Origin of the sequence: Demequina aestuarii, assembly GCF_000975095.1 — a bacterium.
Taxonomy (GTDB): Bacteria; Actinomycetota; Actinomycetes; order Actinomycetales; family Demequinaceae; genus Demequina; species Demequina aestuarii.
This window is the reverse complement of sequence record NZ_BBRD01000001.1, coordinates 1,671,175-1,688,637: the sequence shown is the minus strand read 5'-3', so window position 1 is coordinate 1,688,637 and position 17,463 is coordinate 1,671,175. Positions and strand designations below refer to the sequence as shown.

Below are 17,463 nucleotides of genomic sequence, written 5' to 3'. Positions count from 1 at the left end.
ATGTCAGACACCACGCTCGCCCCCACGTACGTCGTCCGGACCCTCGGGTGCCAGATGAACATTCACGACTCCGAGCACATGGCCGGACTCCTCGAGAACGCCGGATACACCGCCGCGCCGCAGGGAGACGACATCGCCGACGTCGTCGTGATCAACACGTGCGCCGTGCGCGAGAACGCCGCCAACAAGCTCTACGGCAATCTCGGTCAGCTCGCGTCCGTCAAGGCGGAGCGTCCCGGCATGCAGATCGCCGTCGGCGGCTGCCTGGCGCAGAAGGACCGCGGCACCATCGTGGAGAAGGCGCCGTGGGTCGACGTCGTCTTCGGGACGCACAACCTCGACGTGCTTCCGGCGCTGCTCGACCGTGCCCGTCACAACGCCGAGGCGCAGGTCGAGATCGAAGAGTCGCTGCAGGTGTTCCCGTCCACGCTGCCGAGCCGTCGCGACTCCGTCGCCTCCGCGTGGGTGTCGATCTCCGTGGGGTGCAACAACACCTGCACGTTCTGCATCGTCCCGAGCCTGCGCGGAAAGGAGCGCGACCGCCGTCCTGGCGAGGTGCTCGCAGAGATCCAGGCGTTGGTATCGCAGGGCGTGGTGGAGATCACCCTGCTCGGCCAGAACGTCAACTCCTATGGCATCGAGTTCGGCGACCGCGGCGCCTTCGCGAAGCTGCTGCGTGCATGCGGCGACATCGACGGTCTCGAGCGCGTGCGGTTCACGTCGCCCCACCCGGCGGCCTTCACGGATGACGTGATCGAGGCCATGGCGGAGACGCCGAACGTCATGCCGAGCCTCCACATGCCCCTGCAGTCGGGATCCGATTCGGTGCTGCGTGCGATGCGTCGGTCGTACCGCTCCGCCAAGTTCCTGGGGATCCTTGACAAGGTTCGCGACGCCATGCCCGATGCGGCCATCACGACCGACATCATCGTGGGCTTCCCCGGCGAGACCGACGAGGATTTCGAGGACACCCTGCGGGTGGTCGAGCAGTCACGGTTCTCGAGCGCCTTCACCTTCCAGTACTCACCGCGCCCCGGCACACCGGCCTTCGAACTCCCGGAACTCCCCAAGCCGGTGATCACGGAGCGGTTCGGCCGGCTCAAGGCGCTGCAGGAACGCGTCTCGCTCGCCGAGAACGAGGCCATGGTCGGCCGCACCGTGGAGCTCATGGTCCTCGACGGCGCGGGGCGCAAGGACGATGCCTCAGCGCGGCTCAGCGGCCGGGCGCCCGACAGTCGCCTGGTGCATTTCGCGGTGCCTGCGGTGGGGATGTCCAGAGCGGGCGTCGACACACCACGCCCCGGCGACATGGTGACCGTCGATGTGACGCACGCGGCGCCCCATCACCTGATCGCTGACAGCGCGCTGGAAGGCGGCACGTACGAGGTGCGTCGCACGCGCGCGGGCGATGCGTGGGACGTGGCCCACGCCGACGGCCACGACCACGGCGCCGGTGGATGCGGGTCCTCATGCGGCACGGGGGCAGGCGCACCTGCGGGGCCGGTCGTGCTCGGCATCCCCTCGCTGCGCCCGTCCCGGACCTGAGGCGCCGGTGACAGGTCGCCCCACCCCCGCATCGGCCACGTGGACGGACGATGCGGTGCTGTCGGACGCGCCAGCGGCCATCGCCGTGGTCGGATCCACGGCGACCGGGAAGTCGGCCGTGTCGCTCGCGCTTGCCGAACGCCTCGACGGAGAGATCGTCAATGCCGATGCGATGCAGTTCTACCGAGGCATGGACATCGGCACGGCGAAGCTGTCGGTGGCCGAGCGCCGAGGCGTGCCCCATCACCAGCTCGACACCCTCGACGTCCAGGAGGACGCCTCGGTCGCGGGCTTCCAGAGCGCCGCGCGGGCCGACATCGACGCGATCCATGCGCGGGGGCGCCGTGCCATCGTGACGGGCGGCTCGGGCCTGTATGTCCGCGCGCTTCTGGACACGTTCGAGTTCCCGCCCACGGACCCCTCGGTGAGGGCGCGTCTCGAGGCACGCGCTGATGCCGAGGGGCCAGGCATGCTGCATCGCGAGCTCGCGGTGGCCGATCCCGTGGCGGCCGCGCGCATCCCCGCCCAGAACGTCAAGCGCATCGTGCGCGCGCTCGAGGTGATCGAGCTCACCGGCCAGCCGTTCTCCGCGACGCTGCCGACCCATCAGTACCAGATTCCAGCGGTGCAGATCGGGCTCGACCTCGGCTACGACGTCCTTGACCCGCGCATCGATGAGCGCGTGGACCACATGTGGGACGCGGGCCTGGTCGATGAGGTGCGCGCGCTGGCCGCGCGAGGCCTGCGCGACGGAGTGACGGCGCGGCGTGCGGTGGGATACGCAGAGACCCTGCAGCACCTCGACGGCGAGATCGACGCAGATCAGGCGCGCGACCTCATCAAGGTGCACACGCGGCGACTGGCCCGCCGTCAGCGCAAGTGGTTCCGCCCCGACCCGCGAGTGCGGTGGGTGGCGGCGCCGGTCACTACGGCGGACGTGAGCCGCGCCGCAGACGACGTGCTGGCACTCCTGAACGACTGACCGTCAACCGCCGCTCGGCGTCGGACGGCGCGGGTAGCCTTGGGGGCATGGCCACGCTGCAGTTCACCAAAGGACACGGGACGGAGAACGACTTCGTGCTGCTGTTCGACGAGCACGGCGAGATCGACCTGACGCCAGCGCTGGTGCGCTACCTCTGCGACCGGCGCGCGGGCATCGGCGCGGACGGCGTGATTCGCGCGGTGCGCTCCGGGGCGGTGCCTGCGGGCGCGGGCCTCGACGCTCGCACCTGGTTCATGGACTATTGGAATGCGGACGGCTCGACGTCAGAGATGTGCGGCAACGGAGCGCGCGTATTCGCCGCGTTCCTGGAACGGGATGCCGGTGTCGACCTTGCGGGCGGCCTCACGATCGCCACCAGGGGCGGCACCCGCACTCTGAGTTCTCTGGGCGGCGGCCACTATGCCGTGGGCATGGGGGAGTTTCGGCTCGGTGACGCCAGCGGCGGCTTCGATGCCGAGGTGCAGGCGCACGGACTTGTCCCGGGGCGCCCAGCGCTGTCGGTGGACGTCGGCAACCCGCACCACGTGGTGGCGCTCGCCTCGACGTCAGAGCTCGCAGCGCTCGACCTCACGGAGGCTCCTCGTGTCACGCCCACGCCGACTGCCGGCTCCAATGTCGAGTTCGTGGTGACCCGCGGGGGCGAGGTTCGCGACGGCGTCGAACGCGGGCGCGTGCGCATGCGCGTGCACGAGCGCGGCTCCGGTGAGACTCGCTCGTGCGGCACCGGTGCGTGCGCCGTGGCCGTGGCGGTGCGCTCCTGGGCCGGGGACGGTGCTCCTGACATCTGGGACGTCGAGGTGCCGGGTGGCATGGTCACCGTGCGGATCGTGGGGTCGCGCACGGTGCTCGAGGGTCCCGCGCTGCTCGTCGCGGACGGAGTGGTCGACGTCTCCGCAGTGCCCGCGACCGCGACCGTCTGACTCTGCCCCGCCACGTCCGACCATGCATCCCGTTGAGCCCGATCCGGCCGGCAAGCTTCGCATCCACCCCGAGGACGCGGCCGAGTGGCGTGAGTGGCTCGCCGCTCACCACGCGACTGCGGACGGCGTCTGGGTGGTGCTGTGGCGACAAGCCTCCGGCCGTACGGGCCTCACGTATGACGAGCTGGTCCGGGAGGCGCTCTGCTTCGGCTGGATCGACGCGACGGCCCGCAGACTCGACGCGGATCGCACGCTGCAATACTGCTCCCCGCGCAAACGTGGCTCGGGCTGGGCGCGCACCAACAAGGCGCGCATCGCGGAACTCGAGGCGGAGGGCCGGATCACGGCGGCCGGCGCCGCAGTGATCGCCGCCGCGCAGGCGGACGGCTCCTGGACGCTGTGGGACGACGTCGAGGCGCTGGTCGTGCCCGAGGACCTGCGCGTCGCCCTGGAGGCCCGCGACGGAGCGGCGGAGCATTGGAACGGCTTTCCACCCTCGGCGCGCAAGCTCATGCTCGCGCAGCTGGTGCTGGCCAAGCGGGCACCGACGCGCGCGGATCGCGTGACGCGCATCGCCGATGCGGCGAGCAGGGGAGAGCGCGGGTACCCGTAGCCGCGCCTGAGCGCGTCGGCGCGCCCGCAGTGGTGTGCGGCGGTGCTCAGTCGACGGGGCGAGCGAGACGCAGCACCCGGAAGCCCTTGGCGCTGGCGACCTTCTCGATCCGGCCCCACGGCACGCCCGCATCGTCGCTCTGTTCCGCGATCCACCGCGCGAGAGAGTCGGCACCGAGGTTGCGCTGCACCACGAGCCACGCCTCCCCACCGGGCGCAAGTCGCGGCAGCCACGTGGTGAGCAGGTCGTGAAGCGCGGCCTTGCCGATGCGGATCGGCGGGTTCGACCAGATCGCCGCGTACGTCGCGCTCTCGTCGACGTCGCTCGGCTCGACGGCGCGCACGCGGTCCGCGACTCCCAGGCGAGCGGCGTTGCGCGTCACGAGGTCGAGCGCTCGCCGGTTCACGTCGACGGCGGTGACTCGCGCCTCGGGTGTGCCCAGTGCGGCGGCGAGAGCGAGGGGGCCCCACCCGCAGCCCAGGTCGAGCACCTCGCCCGCCGGAGCGGGGGGCAGGTGGCGCAGCAGCACCTGCGTTCCGGCGTCGACGTGGCCGGGGGAGAAGATGCCCGATGCGGTCTCGACGGTGACGTCCCGGCCCGCCAGGTGCACGGTGCGCTCGCGGCGTTCGTCGGCAGAGGCGGGCTCCGCGGTGAAGTAGTGGTCCTCGGTCACGCATGCGAGCGTACCGCCGCTGGTGGTGCCTGTCGGCGGCCGGTGCGACAATGGACCCAGCATGAGCGACCTTGATGAGAACCAGCCCACCGACCCCACTCCCTCCCGCGCCGATGCGGTGATCGAGCGGGTCCTGGCGCGCGCCAGCACGGTCCTCGGCAAGGGTGGCACGGCTCGCACTGATTACGACGGTGACCAGTTCGACCGTGAGGATCGTGCGGCGCTCCGGCGCGTGGGAAGCCTGTCGACCGAGCTCGAGGACGTCTCCGAGGTCGAGTACCGGCAGCTGCGCCTCGAGAAGGTCGTGCTCGTGGGGCAGTGGTCCCACGGCACCGCGGCCGATGCCGAGGTCAGCCTGCGTGAGCTCGCGGCGCTCGCCGAGACGGCAGGCTCCGAGGTGCTCGACGGCGTGCTGCAGCGCCGCCCGAACCCGGACCCCGCCACGTACATCGGCAAGGGCAAGGCGGTCGAGGTCAAGGAGATCGTCGCGTCGCTCGGCGCCGACACCGTGATCGTCAATGACGACCTCGCGCCCAGCCAGCGCCGCGCGCTCGAGGACGTGGTGAAGGTGAAGGTCATTGACCGCACCGCGCTCATCCTCGACATCTTCGCTCAGCACGCCAAGTCCAAGGAGGGCAAGGCGCAGGTCGAGTTGGCGCAGCTCGAGTACCTGCTGCCGCGTCTGCGTGGCTGGGGTGACTCGATGTCCCGGCAGGCCGGTGGACAGGTGGGCGGCGCCGCCGCGGGCATGGGCTCGCGCGGACCCGGTGAGACCAAGATCGAGCTGGATCGTCGCCGCATCCACACTCGCATGGCGCAGCTGCGACGCGAGATCAAGGCGATGGAGCCCGCACGCAACGTCCGGAGAGACCGCCGGCTCGCGCTGCCGAACGTGGCGATCGTCGGCTACACCAACGCGGGCAAGTCCTCTCTCCTCAACCGCATCACGGGCGCGGGCGCGCTCGTCGAGAACGCGCTGTTCGCGACACTCGACCCGACGGTGCGCCGGTCGCAGACCCCCGACGGCCGCGAGTACACCGTCTCGGACACCGTCGGGTTCGTCCGTGACCTCCCGCACCAGCTCGTCGCGGCGTTCTCGTCGACGCTCGAGGAGGTGGCGCATGCCGATCTGATGCTGCACGTGGTCGACGCCTCGCACCCCGACCCCGAGGGCCAGGTGAGCGCGGTGCGGACGGTGCTGTCCGACGTGCCCGGCGCAGACACCGTCAAGGAGGTGCTCGTGCTCAACAAGGCGGACATCGCCGAGCCCGAGACGCTGATGCGCCTGCGCGCCCGACCGGAGATCACCATCGAGGTCTCGGCGCTGACCGGAGCGGGGATGGCGGAGCTGCTGGACCTGATCTCTCGCGAGCTGCCGCGCCCCGAGGTGCGGATCGACATCGTGGTGCCGTACACCCGCGGCGACCTGATCCACGAGGCGCACCTGCACGGCGAGGTCATCGAGGAGTCGCACCAGCCGGAAGGCACGCGACTGATCGCGATGGTCGACGATTCTCTCGCGGCTCGGCTCCAGGCAGCCGCACAGGCCGCATGAGCCCGCGTCGTATGTGTGACGTCGCGTGACTGCGGCGACATCGCCCACGTCAGCGCCGGACGTCTCCACCGCCGCTGATCGCGAGTCCATCGAGGCTGGCGCCGCCGCACCCTCGGAGGCCACGCGGCTGCTCGGCACCGCCGTCGCCGCGCTGGGTGGCGTCGAGCGCGAGGGCCAGACAGCGATGGCCGCCGCGGTCGAGCGTGCGCTCGGACACGGCGAGCACGCGCTGATCCAGGCGGGCACCGGTACGGGAAAGTCGCTCGCCTACTTGGTGCCGGCGGTCGCTGAGGCGGTGAGGTCCAAGAAGCGCATCGTGGTCTCGACGGCGACTCTCGCCCTACAGAGGCAGGTCTTCACGAAGGACCTCCCGCTGGTGCTCGACGCCTTGGAGTCCGAGCTGGGGTCGCGACCGGAGGCCGCGCTGTTCAAGGGGCGCAGCAATTACCTGTGCGTGCACAAGATGGCCGGCGGCTACGGCGAGCCGGACGATGACATGCTGCCCGTCACCGCTGGGCCCACGAGCGACCTCGGCAAGGAGGTGGCTCGCCTCCACGCTTGGGCCGACGAGACGGAGACCGGCGATCGCGACGACCTCGTGCCGGGCGTGTCGCATCGGGCGTGGGCGCAGGTGAGCGTGAGCGGCCGCGAGTGCCTGGAGTCCAAGTGCCCGATGCTGAGCGAATGCTTCTCGCAAGCGGTGCGCGATCACGTCGCGCGGGCACCCATCGTGGTGACCAATCACGCGGTGCTCGGCGTGCAGGCCGCGAGCCACGACATGTTGGGCGACCACCACGCACTCATCGTGGATGAGGCACACGAGCTCGTGGGCCGCATCACGTCGGCGGCGACCCACGAGCTCACTCTCCAGCGCGTGGACCGCGCGGGACGGGCCGCGCGCCGATGCGGGGTGGCCTCGGAGGATCTCGACCGCGCCGCGCGGGCTCTCGACGGCGCCCTGGGGGACTGCGAGCCGGGCCGGCTGCGTCTGGGCCTGCCCGAGGAGCTCGCAGAGGCGGTGGATCTGCTGCGTGGAGCCGCTCGAGCGGCTCTCACGCAGGTGCAGAAGACCACCAAGGACTCCGCCGACGGGTCACGCTCCGGGGGCAGCGCCTCCGCGACCGCGAAGATGGCCACGGCCGCGCTCACCGAGGTGTTCGACGTGTGCGAGGAGCTGCTCGGCGAGCACGGCCGCTACGTGGTCTGGCTGGCGCCGCCCGACGGCGACTACGAGTCTCGCCAGGCGGTGCGCATCGTGGCGGCGCCTCTGGACGTGGCCGGGCTGATTCGCGACAAGCTGATCGCGGACAAGGCCTCCGTGTTCACCTCCGCCACCCTCGCGCTGGGCGGCAACTTCGAGGCCATGGCGCGCCATCTCGGCGTCGACGACCCGATCTCGATGGACGCCGGCAGCCCGTTCGACTACGGCCGCCAGGGGATTCTCTATGTGGCCTCGCACCTTCCGCGGCCGGGCCCGGGAGGGATCTCGGAAGAGGCGCTCGACGAACTCGCCGCGCTCATCGAGGCCGCGGGCGGACGCACCCTCGGGCTGTTCTCCTCGCATCGTGCCGGTCAGGCCGCCGCCGAGGCGATGCGAGCCCGTCTGGACGTGCCGATCATGTACCAGCTCGACGATCAGCTGCCCACCCTCGTGGAACGGTTCCGCGAGGATCCACGCGCGTGCCTGTTCGGGTCGACATCGCTGTGGCAGGGCATCGACGCGCCGGGGGAGACGGCATCGCTGGTCGTGATCGACCGCATCCCCTTCCCGCGGCCTGACGAACCGATCTCGCAGGCGCGCACCGAGGCCGTCGCACAGCGCGGCGGCAACGGCTTCATGGCGGTGTCCGCGACCCACGCGGCGCTGCTGTTGGCGCAGGGGGCGGGGCGACTCATTCGCTCGTCGGAGGACCGCGGCGTGGTAGCGGTGCTCGACTCCAGGCTCGCCACCGCGCGCTACGGCGGCTATCTCGCCCGGTCGATGCCGCCGCTGTGGGGCACCACGGATCGCGACACGGTGCTCGAGGCGCTCCGGCGCCTCGACGCGGCGGCGCGCGAGCGCGGCGTCTAGCGCCAGCGGCGCCGCCGGGGACCTCGCGGGGCCGTACGCTGGGTGCGCAGACTGCACGCACCGGAGGTGGACCCACGATGACCGATACGACGCCGTCCGAGGAGTTCGTTCGCGGCCAGGAGGCTGAGCGCGAACGCTTCGCGGAGTATCTCGCGCACTTCGAGGCAGGCTCTCGCCGCATGGCTGACGAGGCCGAGTCGGAGCAGTCCAGGGTCTACCAGACGACCATCGCCAACTCCATGAGCGCGATGCGTCGCGCCATCAAGGGTGGCTTCCACTGGCAGGAGGGCTGGCGCAGCCAGTAGCGAACGGCGCGTTGCGCAGCGATGCAGGTCCGACGCGTCGGGGGAGTGCGCGGACGAGCAGCGCTAGATGCGGCGCATCACCGACACGACCTTGCCCATGATGCGGGCGTGCGTGCCGTCGATCGGCGTGTAGCTCGGGTTGTGCGGCATGAGCCAGACTTGGCCGTCCCGGCGCCGGAACGTCTTGACGGTGGCCTCGTCGTCGAGCAGCGCCGCCACGATGTCGCCGTTGTCGGCGGTCTGCTGGCGGCGCACCACCACCCAGTCTCCGTCGCAGATGGCGGCGTCGATCATCGAGTCGCCCACGACATTGAGCATGAACAGCTCGCCGTCGCCCGTGAGCTGCCTGGGCAGCGCGAACACGTCCTCCACCGACTGATCGGCCAGCACGGGACCACCGGCGGCGATGCGTCCCACCAGCGGGACCATCGAGATGGTGTCGTCCTGCGGGGCCTCAGCGGGGACGCCGGTCGGCAGGGTGACGGACGAGTCTGCGGGGCCGGAGTCAGGAAGAACGACTTCGATGGCGCGCGGGCGATGGGGATCCCGCCGCAGGAAGCCCTTGGTCTCCAGCGCTGACAACTGATGCTTCACGGACGACGTCGACGTCAGGCCCACGGACTCGCCGATCTCACGCATCGACGGCGGGTAGCCGCGCGATTCGACCGACTCCTTGATGGTCTCGAGGATCCGGCGCTGCCGGTCAGTCAGGCCGCCGGACGCGGTGCCCGGGAACTGGTGGATGGTGGCGCCGCCCTCGCTGGTGCGCTCGTCCATGACTCCTCCTCGCGGGCCGGGCCCGTGTCGATGTCAGACCTCGGTGATGAGGTGACACCCATGACGCTAGGGCACGGAAGCACCGAAATCAAACATATGTTCGAGCGTGTCTTGCGTGACCTGCGCGCGAGTGCTACTAATAGAACAGGTGTTCGACGAACACATGTTCGAATGGAGGGTGACATGACTGCATATGCGATTTCCGCACCGGGATCTGTCCGAGTGCAAGGCCGTATCGGAGTGCAGGGCCGTACCCGTGTCCAGGAGCCTGTCCGACGCCGCGGAGGCGCCGACGTGACCGTGCGCCGGGTCGTCAGTGTCCGGCCGCTGCACAGCGCGGTCGGCCGTGCGCGTCGTGTCACGTTCGTTCTCGTGGTGCTCGCCCTGATCGCCCTCCTGGCGCCCCGCGCATTCGCGGGCTCGGAGGCCACCGACGTGATGGCCTTTGACACGTACACCGTGGCGCAGGGCGAGAGCCTGTGGTCGATCGCCGCCGCTCTCACGGGCCCGGGCGAGGATGTCCACGACACGATCTCCCAGCTGCAGACCCTCAACGCCATGGGGGACTCGTCACTGCGTGCCGGCGAGCAGATCTACATCCCCGCACTGGAGCGGTGACCAGCAGCTCGTGCCGTGCCTGAGGCGCATGCACGCGTGAGGCAAACCGCGGGTGGGGTGTTCGTGGGAGAGTAGTGCCATGCACTGCCCGTTCTGCCGCCACCCCGACTCGCGAGTGGTCGACTCCCGCACCTCAGATGATGGTTCGTCCATTCGGCGACGGCGCGAGTGCCCGAACTGTGGCAAGCGCTTCTCGACGCTCGAGATTGCGAGCCTCACGGTGCTGAAGCGCAGTGGCGTCGCGGAACCGTTCAGCCGGGAGAAGGTCGTCAACGGCGTGCGCAAGGCGTGCCAGGGCAGGCCCGTGAGCGACGACGACCTCGCACATCTCGCGCACAAGGTGGAAGAGGCCATCCGGGCCTCTGGCCAGGCCGAGATCGACGCGACTGACATCGGGCTCGCGATTCTCCCGCCGTTGCGCGAGCTCGACGAGATCGCGTACCTGCGCTTCGCCAGCGTGTACCAAGGCTTCGACAGCCTCGACGACTTCGAGAGTGCGATCGCCCGCCTGCGGGCCGAGGACGCCGCCGAGTCCTAGGGGCGTCGCTCACCCGTCGCAGAGACCACGCCCGTGGCCAGGGACGAGGCCCGCGTGCCGCTGAGCCGCTGAGCCGCTGAGCCACTGGCGCGCTCAGGGACCCTGAACGCGCCGGCTAGCCCTTCGTCTTGGGCCGGGGCTTGCCGCGCCGTCCCGCAGCAGGGGCTCCCTTGCCCTTCTTCTTCTTGTCGCCCTTGCCAGCCTTCTTGCCGCCAGTGGAGGCGCGCTCCGGCCTGTCACTGCGCTCGGGTCGCGTGGAGCGCGAGTCCGATGCCGCGGCGCCGCGCCCCGGTCGGTCGTCGCGGTTCGGGCGTGCGTCGCGCTCGGTCCGCTCACCCCGTGGGGCACCATCCGGACTGCGGCGTGCAGCGCGAGCGTCCGACGAGGAGTCGTCGCGACGCTGCGGGCCACGGCCCCGGGCCTCAGGAGCGCGTGAGGGCCGGTCACGGCTGTCACGCGCGAAGGGGGGACGTGCCCCGCGATCGCTGCCACTGCTGCGCGGCCCGCTGCTGCGGTCGCCGTCCCACTCGCGGCTCCCGCCACGCTCGCTACGATCCTGACGCGCGTCGCGCTCTCGCCCACGGGAGCGCGCGTCACGGCTGTCGCCGCCCGCGCGGTCGGTGCGGCGGTCGGCGGAGGGACGCTCGTCACGCCACCCGGTGGTGGGCCGCTCACTGCGCCCACGCGGGGAACGCGCGTCACGCGGACCACTGGCGGGACGCTCGTCACGCCCGCGTCCAGGGCGCTCGCCGCGTCCACGGCTGGGGCGCTCATCGCTCCAGCCGGTGGAGGGCCGCTCGCCGCGTCGGCCGGTGGCGTTGCGCTCGTCGCGCGCACGGCCCGGGCGTTCGTCGTCCCTGCGGTCGCGCTTGCCACCCGGCTTGCGCTTCCACGCGTCGCGCCCACTGGGCGACTTGGTCGCCCAACCCTCACGGCTGCGGGGTGTGCGGTCGTCGCGTGCGTTCGTCGTGCGTGCCTCAGAGGCAGGGGCCCCCTGATTGCCGAGGCGCTGCTCGCGCAACGCAATCTCGCGCTCCCGCGCCTGCAGTTCACGTTCGCGGCGTTCGAGCTCGCTGCGGGCCTTGGCGTGCTCGTGCTGCGGGGTCGGAGCGACCTCGGCGGCTCGGCCGTGCGCCGGCCGTCGGCCGCGGTCGCCCCGTGAGGGACGTGCGGACCGAGCCCCGCGATCTTGGCGACCGGATTCGCGGGTTCGGCGTCCAGCGCCGCCCATGTACGGTTCCGCGACCGGTTCGCCAGAAGGTTCCTCGGCACCCGTCAGCCCAGACAGCGTCATGAACGCAGCCTCGTCGGCTTGGCGGAGCACCGTGACCGTCGCGTCGATGCCGGCGCGGTCCATCAGACCTTCGACCGTGCGCCGCTGATGGGGGAGAGCGAGGGTGACGACCAGACCGTCCTCACCGGCCCGCGCGGTGCGTCCGGCGCGGTGGGTGTAGTCCTTGTGGTCGGCCGGCGGGTCCATCTGCATCACCAGGTCCACGTGGTCGACGTGGATGCCGCGGGCCGCGACGTCGGTCGCGACCAGTACGGGGATGGTGCCGGCGCGGAAGCCGGTGATCGCCGCATTGCGTTCGTTCTGCGACTTGTCGCCGTGCAGCGCGACGGCGAGCACGCCCGCATCGCGCATCTGCGCCGCGATCCGGTCGCACCCGAGCTTGGAGCGCACGAACACGATCGTGCGGCCCTTGCGCGCGGCGATCCGTGTGGCGAACTGGTACTTCGCGTGCGGCGGCACGTGCAGCACGACGTGGTTCATGGTCGAGGGGCCGTCGTCCCCACCGGTGACGTCGTGTCGCGCGGGGTCCGTCATGGACGTCGCCACCAGCTTGTCGACGTCGCCGTCGAGCGTCGCGGAGAACAGCAGGCGCTGGGCGCCGCCCGGCACACGCTCGAGGATCTCCTCGATCTCGTCCATGAAGCCCATCTGCGCCATGTGGTCCGCCTCGTCGAGTACGACGATGCGCGTCTCAGACAGGTCGGCCTCACCGCGACGCACCAGGTCGGCGAGCCGCCCAGGGGTCGCGATCACCAGGTGCACGCCACGCTCGAGCGAGCGGATCTGCTTGGACATCGACAGCCCGCCGGCGATCAGGCGAAGCGACACGTGCATGGAGTGCGCGAACGGCTCCAGAGCGTCGTTGACCTGCATGGCGAGCTCACGCGTCGGCACCAGCACGACCGCGCGCGGCCGATGCGGCGTGGGTCGACCGGTCTGCGCCAGCAGAGCGATGGCGGGGAGGCCGAAGCCGAGCGTCTTGCCGGAGCCCGTGCGGGCACGGCCCAGCACGTCGCGTCCAGCGAGCGCATCGGCGATCGTCGCCGACTGAATGGGGAAGGCCGTCTCCATGCCAGCGCTCTCGAGCGCGGCGACCAGGGCCTCGGGAAGCCCGAGGTCGCGGAAGGGGACGGCGCCGGCGGCTATGAGAGCACCCGCAGGCGCACCGTGCCGGGCATCGCGCCAAGCGCGGCGACCGCATCGTCCGTCAGTCCGGAGGCGACGTCGGTGACCACGTAGCCGAGGTCACCGCGCGTCGCGAGCAGCTGGCCCTCGATGTTGACGTCGTGCTCGGCGAGTTCACGGTTGACCGCGGCGAGCACACCAGGGATGTTGTCGTGGAGGTGCGCGATGCGGTGCGCGCCCTGCGGCAGCGCGAGCTGCAGGTTGGGGAGGTTGACGCTCAGCGACGTCGATCCCGTCTCGACGTAGTCGCGCAGGCGGGTCGACACGAAGATGCCGATGTCGCGCTGCGCCTCTTCCGTGGAGCCGCCGATGTGCGGCGTGAGGATGACGTTGGGGACGTTCTGGAGGGGCGACACGAACGGATCGCCCTTCTTCTTGGGCTCCTCGGGGAACACGTCGATCGCGGCGCCGCCGATGGCGCCCGATTCGAGTCCCTCGCGGAGCGCCTCGACGTCGACGATGAACCCGCGCGACAGGTTGAGGAACAGTGCGCCTGGCTTCATGGCCTCGAACTGGGCCCGTCCGAAGAAGCCCTGGTTCCCGGCACGGCCGTCCACGTGGAGCGTGACGATGTCCGCGGCCTGCAGCAGCGACTCGAGGGTGGGCATGCGGGTCGCGTTGCCCAGCGCCAGCTTCTCGGCGCTGTCGAAGAAGATCACGTTCATGCCGAGCGCCTCGGCGACGACGGACAGCTGCGAGCCGATGTTGCCGTAGCCGACGATGCCGAGTGTGCGGGTGCGGATCTCGTGAGCGCCGTCGGCACTCTTGTTCCACACGCCCTCGTGCATCAGGCGGTTGTGGACCGGCAGGCGCCGGGTGAGCGAGACCATCTCCGCGATGGCCATCTCGACCACGGACCGCGTGTTGGAGAACGGCGCGTTGAAGGCCGCGATGCCCCGGCGCGCGGCGGCGGCGAGGTCGATCTGGTTGGTGCCGATCGAGAACGCACCGACGGCGCACAGCGATGGGGACGCCGCGATCACCCGCTCGGTGAGCTGGGTCTTCGAGCGGATGCCGAGAAGCTCGACGCCGTCGAGGGCTTCGATGAGTTCGTCCTCGTCCATCGCGCCGCCGTGGTTCTCCACGGCGACGTCGGAGGCTTCGAGGATGGCAGTGGCCTGGGGGTGGAGGTTTTCCAAGAGAAGTGCGCGCACGTGCCGAAGTATCTCGCACTCGTGGGGGTGTTACCAACTCCACAGTCCCGAGCGGCCCGATACGGGGTCGCTCAACGGTGCGTCGTGGCACGCTGGTGGCATGAGAGCTCTCGGCCGGCTGGCCGTCATCATGGCGGTCGGCGCGGTCGCGGTCGTCGGGACCGCCTACGCCACGGGATTCGACCTGTCGGAGTGGCAACACCTCGGTAAGCCGCGCAACGTGCTGGTGGTCGAGGGCGAGCAGATCCGCATCCCGATTCCCGACGGCCCCTCGGAGCGCCGGGCCTCGAGCCTGCCCGTCACGACGGACGGCAGCCATGCCTTCATGTTCGAGGAGACCGCCCAGGGCCCCACGCGCTACGACCCGTGCCGCGCCGTCGAGTGGACCCACAACCCCACGGGCATGCCGGAGGGCGCCGACCAGCTGGTGCGCGACGCCGTCGCCGACGTAGCCCGGCACACGGGTCTGGTCTTCGAGTACGTGGGAGAGACCGACGAGGTCGCGGGCTTCGACCGCCCCCTGTTCCAGGAGCGTTACGGAGAGGGCTTCTCGCCGGTCATCGTGGGCTGGTCCACCGAGGAGCAGACCCCGGAGCTGGCGGGCTCGGTGACGGGCCTCGGCGGCTCGAGCTCCGTGAACGGGGCCTTCGGCGAGCAGCGCTTCCTGGCGGCCGGCGTGGTCGTGCTCGACACCCAGGACGTGACGGAGCTGATGGAGTCGCGCCGCGGCACCGCCCTCGCGACCGCCGTGATCATGCACGAGCTCGCCCACGTGATCGGACTCGCGCACGTGGACGACCCGACGGAGCTCATGAACGACGAGAACAGCATGCTCATCACCTGGGGCCCGGGTGACCGGGCCGGATTGGCGATCGCCGGCGCCGGCCCGTGCCAGTAGCCAGGACGCGTTCCGCGCCCGACGCCAGCAGGACGGCCGATGCGGGGAGGGCGACGGGGGGTCAGGCCAGACCGGACGGGAGCCCCTCCGCGTGCACGATCTCGAGACGGCGCGTGGGCCGAGTGAGAGCCACATACAGATCCCCCGGTCGAGCGGCGATCGCAGCGGGCTCGACCACGATGGCCACGTCGAACTCGAGGCCCTTCGTCTCGCGCGCCGTGTGAACCTCGACGGCGGTGTCGTCGACCTCCAACGCCGCGATGGACGCGCGTGCACTGGCCGCCATCGCGTCGGGAACGATCACGGCAACCAGCCCGCCCTCGCCATCCGCCATCTCGTTCGCGTGCTTCACCGCGATGCGTGCCGCCGTGGTCATCAGCGCATCGGCGCCGGCGACCGACGTCGTGGCGACCGCACTCTCCAACTCGCGTGCCGCGCGCAGCTCGCTGACGGGCAGCCGAGCGGCCGTCGCGAAGGCCTGAGCCACCTCGGCCACCGCAGCGGGGATGCGATACGAGATGGTGAGCTCGCGCATGTGCCACGAGTCGCCGAACAACGGATCCATCGTCTCTGGCCACCATCGAGAGCCCGCCGCGGAGGCCACCTGCGCCACGTCGCCCACGATCGTGAACGAGCGCGTGGGGCACCGCCGCAGCAGCATGCGCCAGGCCATGGGAGAGAGCTCCTGGGCCTCGTCGACCACCACGTGCCCATAGGTCCACGTGCGGTCGCGCATCGCGCGCTCCGCCACGGACATGCGCGCTTCGCTGCCCTTCATGCGGGCCGCGAGCGATTCCGCGCTCACCATGCCGTCGCCGCCGAAGGTGTCGAGGACGGAGCGCGCGTAGTCCAACTCCTCTTCGCTCGCCTCGGCGCTGGCGGCGCGTGGGGCATCCCCGGGCATGTCGCCTAGGAGCTCGGCGGCCTCATCGAGCAGCGGGATGTCGGCTTCCGTGAACGGCGCCGATGCGGGCCGCAGCAGCAGGTCGCGCTCGGCCTGGTCGAAGGAGCGAGCGGCGTAGTCGAGCAGGTGAGGCTTCGAGAACAGGTCACACAGCAGCTGTGCTGGGGACACGGGCAGCCAGCACAGGTTGAGCATCACGCGCACGGCCTTCGAGTCGCGCACGTCGCGCTCCAGCTCGATACGGTCGTCGGCGTCGAGGTGTGACTCGAGCTGCTCCATGAGCTGGTTCGTGAGCCGCGAGATCATGTCCTTCGCGAACGCCGCGCGCGCGTCGTTGTGAGGGCGGCCCTCGCGCCTGGCGCGCGACTGCGCCTCCTTGACGTCGGAGCGGCGGATCACCACAGTGCGCCCATCGATCCGCACCTCTTGGTCGGCCTTCGGCACCCGCTGGCGCTCGCGCACCGCGTTCTTCACGACGGCGGCCATCTCGGTGCGGCCCTTGAGTGCGGCGACCTGGTCCGACTCCACCCCGGTGATGGCGGCCCCCCGGACCAGACCGGCGAGGGTGGTCGAGACTGCTCCGGTCTCGCCGAGCGAGGGCAGCACGTGGTCGATGTAGCGCAGGAACTGGCGCGAGGGGCCGATCATCAGCACTCCTCGCCGCTCGAGCTGCTCTCGGTGGTGGTACATCAGGAAGGCCGCGCGGTGCAGGGCGACCGCGGTCTTTCCGGTGCCAGGCCCGCCCTGGACCACCAGCGCGCCGGTGAGAGGCGCCCGGATGACCTCATCCTGCTCGGTCTGGATGGTCGCGACGATGTCGCCCATGCGGCCGGTGCGGCGAGCGCCGAGCGCGGCCAGCAGCGCGCCCTCGCCGGCGAGCCCCTCGTCGAGTCCGGCCTCGTGCAGCCGCTCGACGTCGAGCACGTCGTCCTCGACTGCGACGACGGCGCGTCCGCGGGTGGTGAGGTGGCGGCGGTTGATGACGCCGCCGGGATTCGCGGCCGTCGCGGCGTAGAACGCCTGCGCCGCGGGAGCGCGCCAGTCGGTGAGAAGCGGCGCGTGGTCGGCGTCGGAGAGCCCGATGCGGCCCACGTAGAAGCGCTCCCCGTCGCTCATGTCCAGGCGCCCAAAGCACAGGCGGTCCTCGACCGCGTCGAGCTGCATGATGCGGTCCTCGTAGAGGGTCGCGAACGCGTCGCGTTCCGAGCGGTTCTGCGGTGAGCCGGAGGGGCCCTCGCGGCGAATGCCCGCGAGCCGGCGGCCCGCCTCGTCCCGCACATCGTCGAGCCGCGCGTAGAGCGCGTCCACCACGTGCTGCTCGGCCTCCAGTCCGCGGCGTTCTGCGGCAAGGGTGCGGTCGTCGTGCATCGGCATACCTCTCGCTGTCTCGGTGTTCCCTGGCCGAGGCAG

General features: G+C 70.9%; 15 protein-coding genes. 10 read left to right on the top strand and 5 right to left on the bottom strand.

Features of this window, described 5'->3' with window-relative positions; genetic code table 11:
- From miaB to AOP72_RS07905, 4 genes are read left to right on the top strand one after another with little or no spacing between them, the layout of a single operon-like run.
- Nucleotides 1-1,545 (top strand): tRNA (N6-isopentenyl adenosine(37)-C2)-methylthiotransferase MiaB, encoded by a 1,545-nt coding sequence (miaB, locus tag AOP72_RS07920; protein WP_062134713.1) that lies wholly within the window; start codon nucleotides 1-3, stop codon nucleotides 1,543-1,545.
- A 7-nt stretch (nucleotides 1,546-1,552) separates the two neighbouring features.
- Entirely contained in the window at nucleotides 1,553-2,527 is a 975-nt protein-coding gene (miaA, locus tag AOP72_RS07915; RefSeq protein ID WP_439645539.1) for a tRNA (adenosine(37)-N6)-dimethylallyltransferase MiaA, read from the top strand.
- A gap of 47 nt (nucleotides 2,528-2,574) precedes the next feature.
- Nucleotides 2,575-3,468: a diaminopimelate epimerase gene (gene dapF / locus AOP72_RS07910; protein WP_062134710.1), complete on the top strand. Its 894-nt coding sequence runs from the start codon at nucleotides 2,575-2,577 to the stop codon at nucleotides 3,466-3,468.
- Between the two features lie 22 nt (nucleotides 3,469-3,490).
- Entirely contained in the window at nucleotides 3,491-4,081 is a 591-nt protein-coding gene (locus AOP72_RS07905; protein WP_062134707.1) for a YdeI/OmpD-associated family protein, read from the top strand.
- Between the two features lie 46 nt (nucleotides 4,082-4,127).
- Here AOP72_RS07905 and AOP72_RS07900 read toward each other — a convergent pair whose 3' ends face one another.
- A complete protein-coding gene (locus AOP72_RS07900; RefSeq protein ID WP_062137031.1) occupies nucleotides 4,128-4,754 on the bottom strand; it encodes a class I SAM-dependent methyltransferase in 627 nt (208 codons plus the stop codon).
- 61 nt (nucleotides 4,755-4,815) lie between these two features.
- Here AOP72_RS07900 and hflX point away from each other — a divergent pair, with 61 nt between their 5' ends.
- From hflX to AOP72_RS07885, 3 genes are all read left to right on the top strand, one after another.
- A complete protein-coding gene (gene hflX, locus AOP72_RS07895) occupies nucleotides 4,816-6,309 on the top strand; it encodes a GTPase HflX (protein ID WP_062134704.1) in 1,494 nt (497 codons plus the stop codon).
- A 25-nt stretch (nucleotides 6,310-6,334) separates the two neighbouring features.
- Nucleotides 6,335-8,380, top strand: a complete 2,046-nt coding sequence (locus tag AOP72_RS07890; RefSeq protein ID WP_084631541.1) for an ATP-dependent DNA helicase — start codon at nucleotides 6,335-6,337, stop codon at nucleotides 8,378-8,380.
- A gap of 77 nt (nucleotides 8,381-8,457) precedes the next feature.
- Entirely contained in the window at nucleotides 8,458-8,685 is a 228-nt protein-coding gene (locus AOP72_RS07885) for a hypothetical protein (protein ID WP_062134701.1), read from the top strand.
- Nucleotides 8,686-8,748: 63 nt separating this feature from the next.
- Here the strand turns inward: AOP72_RS07885 and lexA are convergent, their stop codons facing one another.
- The gene (gene lexA, locus AOP72_RS07880) at nucleotides 8,749-9,462 is read right to left on the bottom strand and encodes a transcriptional repressor LexA (protein WP_084631537.1); all 714 of its coding nucleotides are present in this window, start codon (nucleotides 9,460-9,462) and stop codon (nucleotides 8,749-8,751) included.
- A 294-nt stretch (nucleotides 9,463-9,756) separates the two neighbouring features.
- Between lexA and AOP72_RS13605 the strand changes: the two genes are divergently transcribed.
- Nucleotides 9,757-10,080, top strand: a complete 324-nt coding sequence (locus tag AOP72_RS13605) for a LysM peptidoglycan-binding domain-containing protein (RefSeq protein ID WP_062134698.1) — start codon at nucleotides 9,757-9,759, stop codon at nucleotides 10,078-10,080.
- Nucleotides 10,081-10,159: 79 nt separating this feature from the next.
- A complete protein-coding gene (nrdR, locus tag AOP72_RS07870; RefSeq protein WP_062134695.1) occupies nucleotides 10,160-10,618 on the top strand; it encodes a transcriptional regulator NrdR in 459 nt (152 codons plus the stop codon).
- A 115-nt stretch (nucleotides 10,619-10,733) separates the two neighbouring features.
- Here nrdR and AOP72_RS07865 read toward each other — a convergent pair whose 3' ends face one another.
- Both AOP72_RS07865 and serA read right to left on the bottom strand, forming a co-directional pair.
- A complete protein-coding gene (locus tag AOP72_RS07865) occupies nucleotides 10,734-12,983 on the bottom strand; it encodes a DEAD/DEAH box helicase (RefSeq protein ID WP_062134692.1) in 2,250 nt (749 codons plus the stop codon).
- A gap of 71 nt (nucleotides 12,984-13,054) precedes the next feature.
- Nucleotides 13,055-14,251, bottom strand: a complete 1,197-nt coding sequence (gene serA / locus AOP72_RS07860) for a phosphoglycerate dehydrogenase (RefSeq protein ID WP_062134689.1) — start codon at nucleotides 14,249-14,251, stop codon at nucleotides 13,055-13,057.
- A 100-nt stretch (nucleotides 14,252-14,351) separates the two neighbouring features.
- On the opposite strand from serA, the gene AOP72_RS07855 reads away from it, so the two are divergent.
- Nucleotides 14,352-15,149: a matrixin family metalloprotease gene (locus AOP72_RS07855; RefSeq protein ID WP_152650300.1), complete on the top strand. Its 798-nt coding sequence runs from the start codon at nucleotides 14,352-14,354 to the stop codon at nucleotides 15,147-15,149.
- A 61-nt stretch (nucleotides 15,150-15,210) separates the two neighbouring features.
- On the opposite strand, the gene AOP72_RS07850 is transcribed toward AOP72_RS07855, so the two are convergent.
- Entirely contained in the window at nucleotides 15,211-17,421 is a 2,211-nt protein-coding gene (locus AOP72_RS07850; RefSeq protein WP_062137023.1) for a HelD family protein, read from the bottom strand.
- Nucleotides 17,422-17,463 lie beyond the last annotated feature (42 nt).

Coding starts and splice junctions, on each gene's coding strand:
- lexA (WP_084631537.1), bottom strand. CDS start 9,462: ATGGACGAGCGCACCAGCGAGGGCGGCGCCACCATCCACCAGTTCCCG.
- AOP72_RS07855 (WP_152650300.1), top strand. CDS start 14,352: ATGAGAGCTCTCGGCCGGCTGGCCGTCATCATGGCGGTCGGCGCGGTC.
- hflX (WP_062134704.1), top strand. CDS start 4,816: ATGAGCGACCTTGATGAGAACCAGCCCACCGACCCCACTCCCTCCCGC.
- dapF (WP_062134710.1), top strand. CDS start 2,575: ATGGCCACGCTGCAGTTCACCAAAGGACACGGGACGGAGAACGACTTC.
- miaB (WP_062134713.1), top strand. CDS start 1: ATGTCAGACACCACGCTCGCCCCCACGTACGTCGTCCGGACCCTCGGG.
- AOP72_RS07905 (WP_062134707.1), top strand. CDS start 3,491: ATGCATCCCGTTGAGCCCGATCCGGCCGGCAAGCTTCGCATCCACCCC.
- AOP72_RS07885 (WP_062134701.1), top strand. CDS start 8,458: ATGACCGATACGACGCCGTCCGAGGAGTTCGTTCGCGGCCAGGAGGCT.
- AOP72_RS07865 (WP_062134692.1), bottom strand. CDS start 12,983: ATGGAGACGGCCTTCCCCATTCAGTCGGCGACGATCGCCGATGCGCTC.
- AOP72_RS07850 (WP_062137023.1), bottom strand. CDS start 17,421: ATGCACGACGACCGCACCCTTGCCGCAGAACGCCGCGGACTGGAGGCC.
- nrdR (WP_062134695.1), top strand. CDS start 10,160: ATGCACTGCCCGTTCTGCCGCCACCCCGACTCGCGAGTGGTCGACTCC.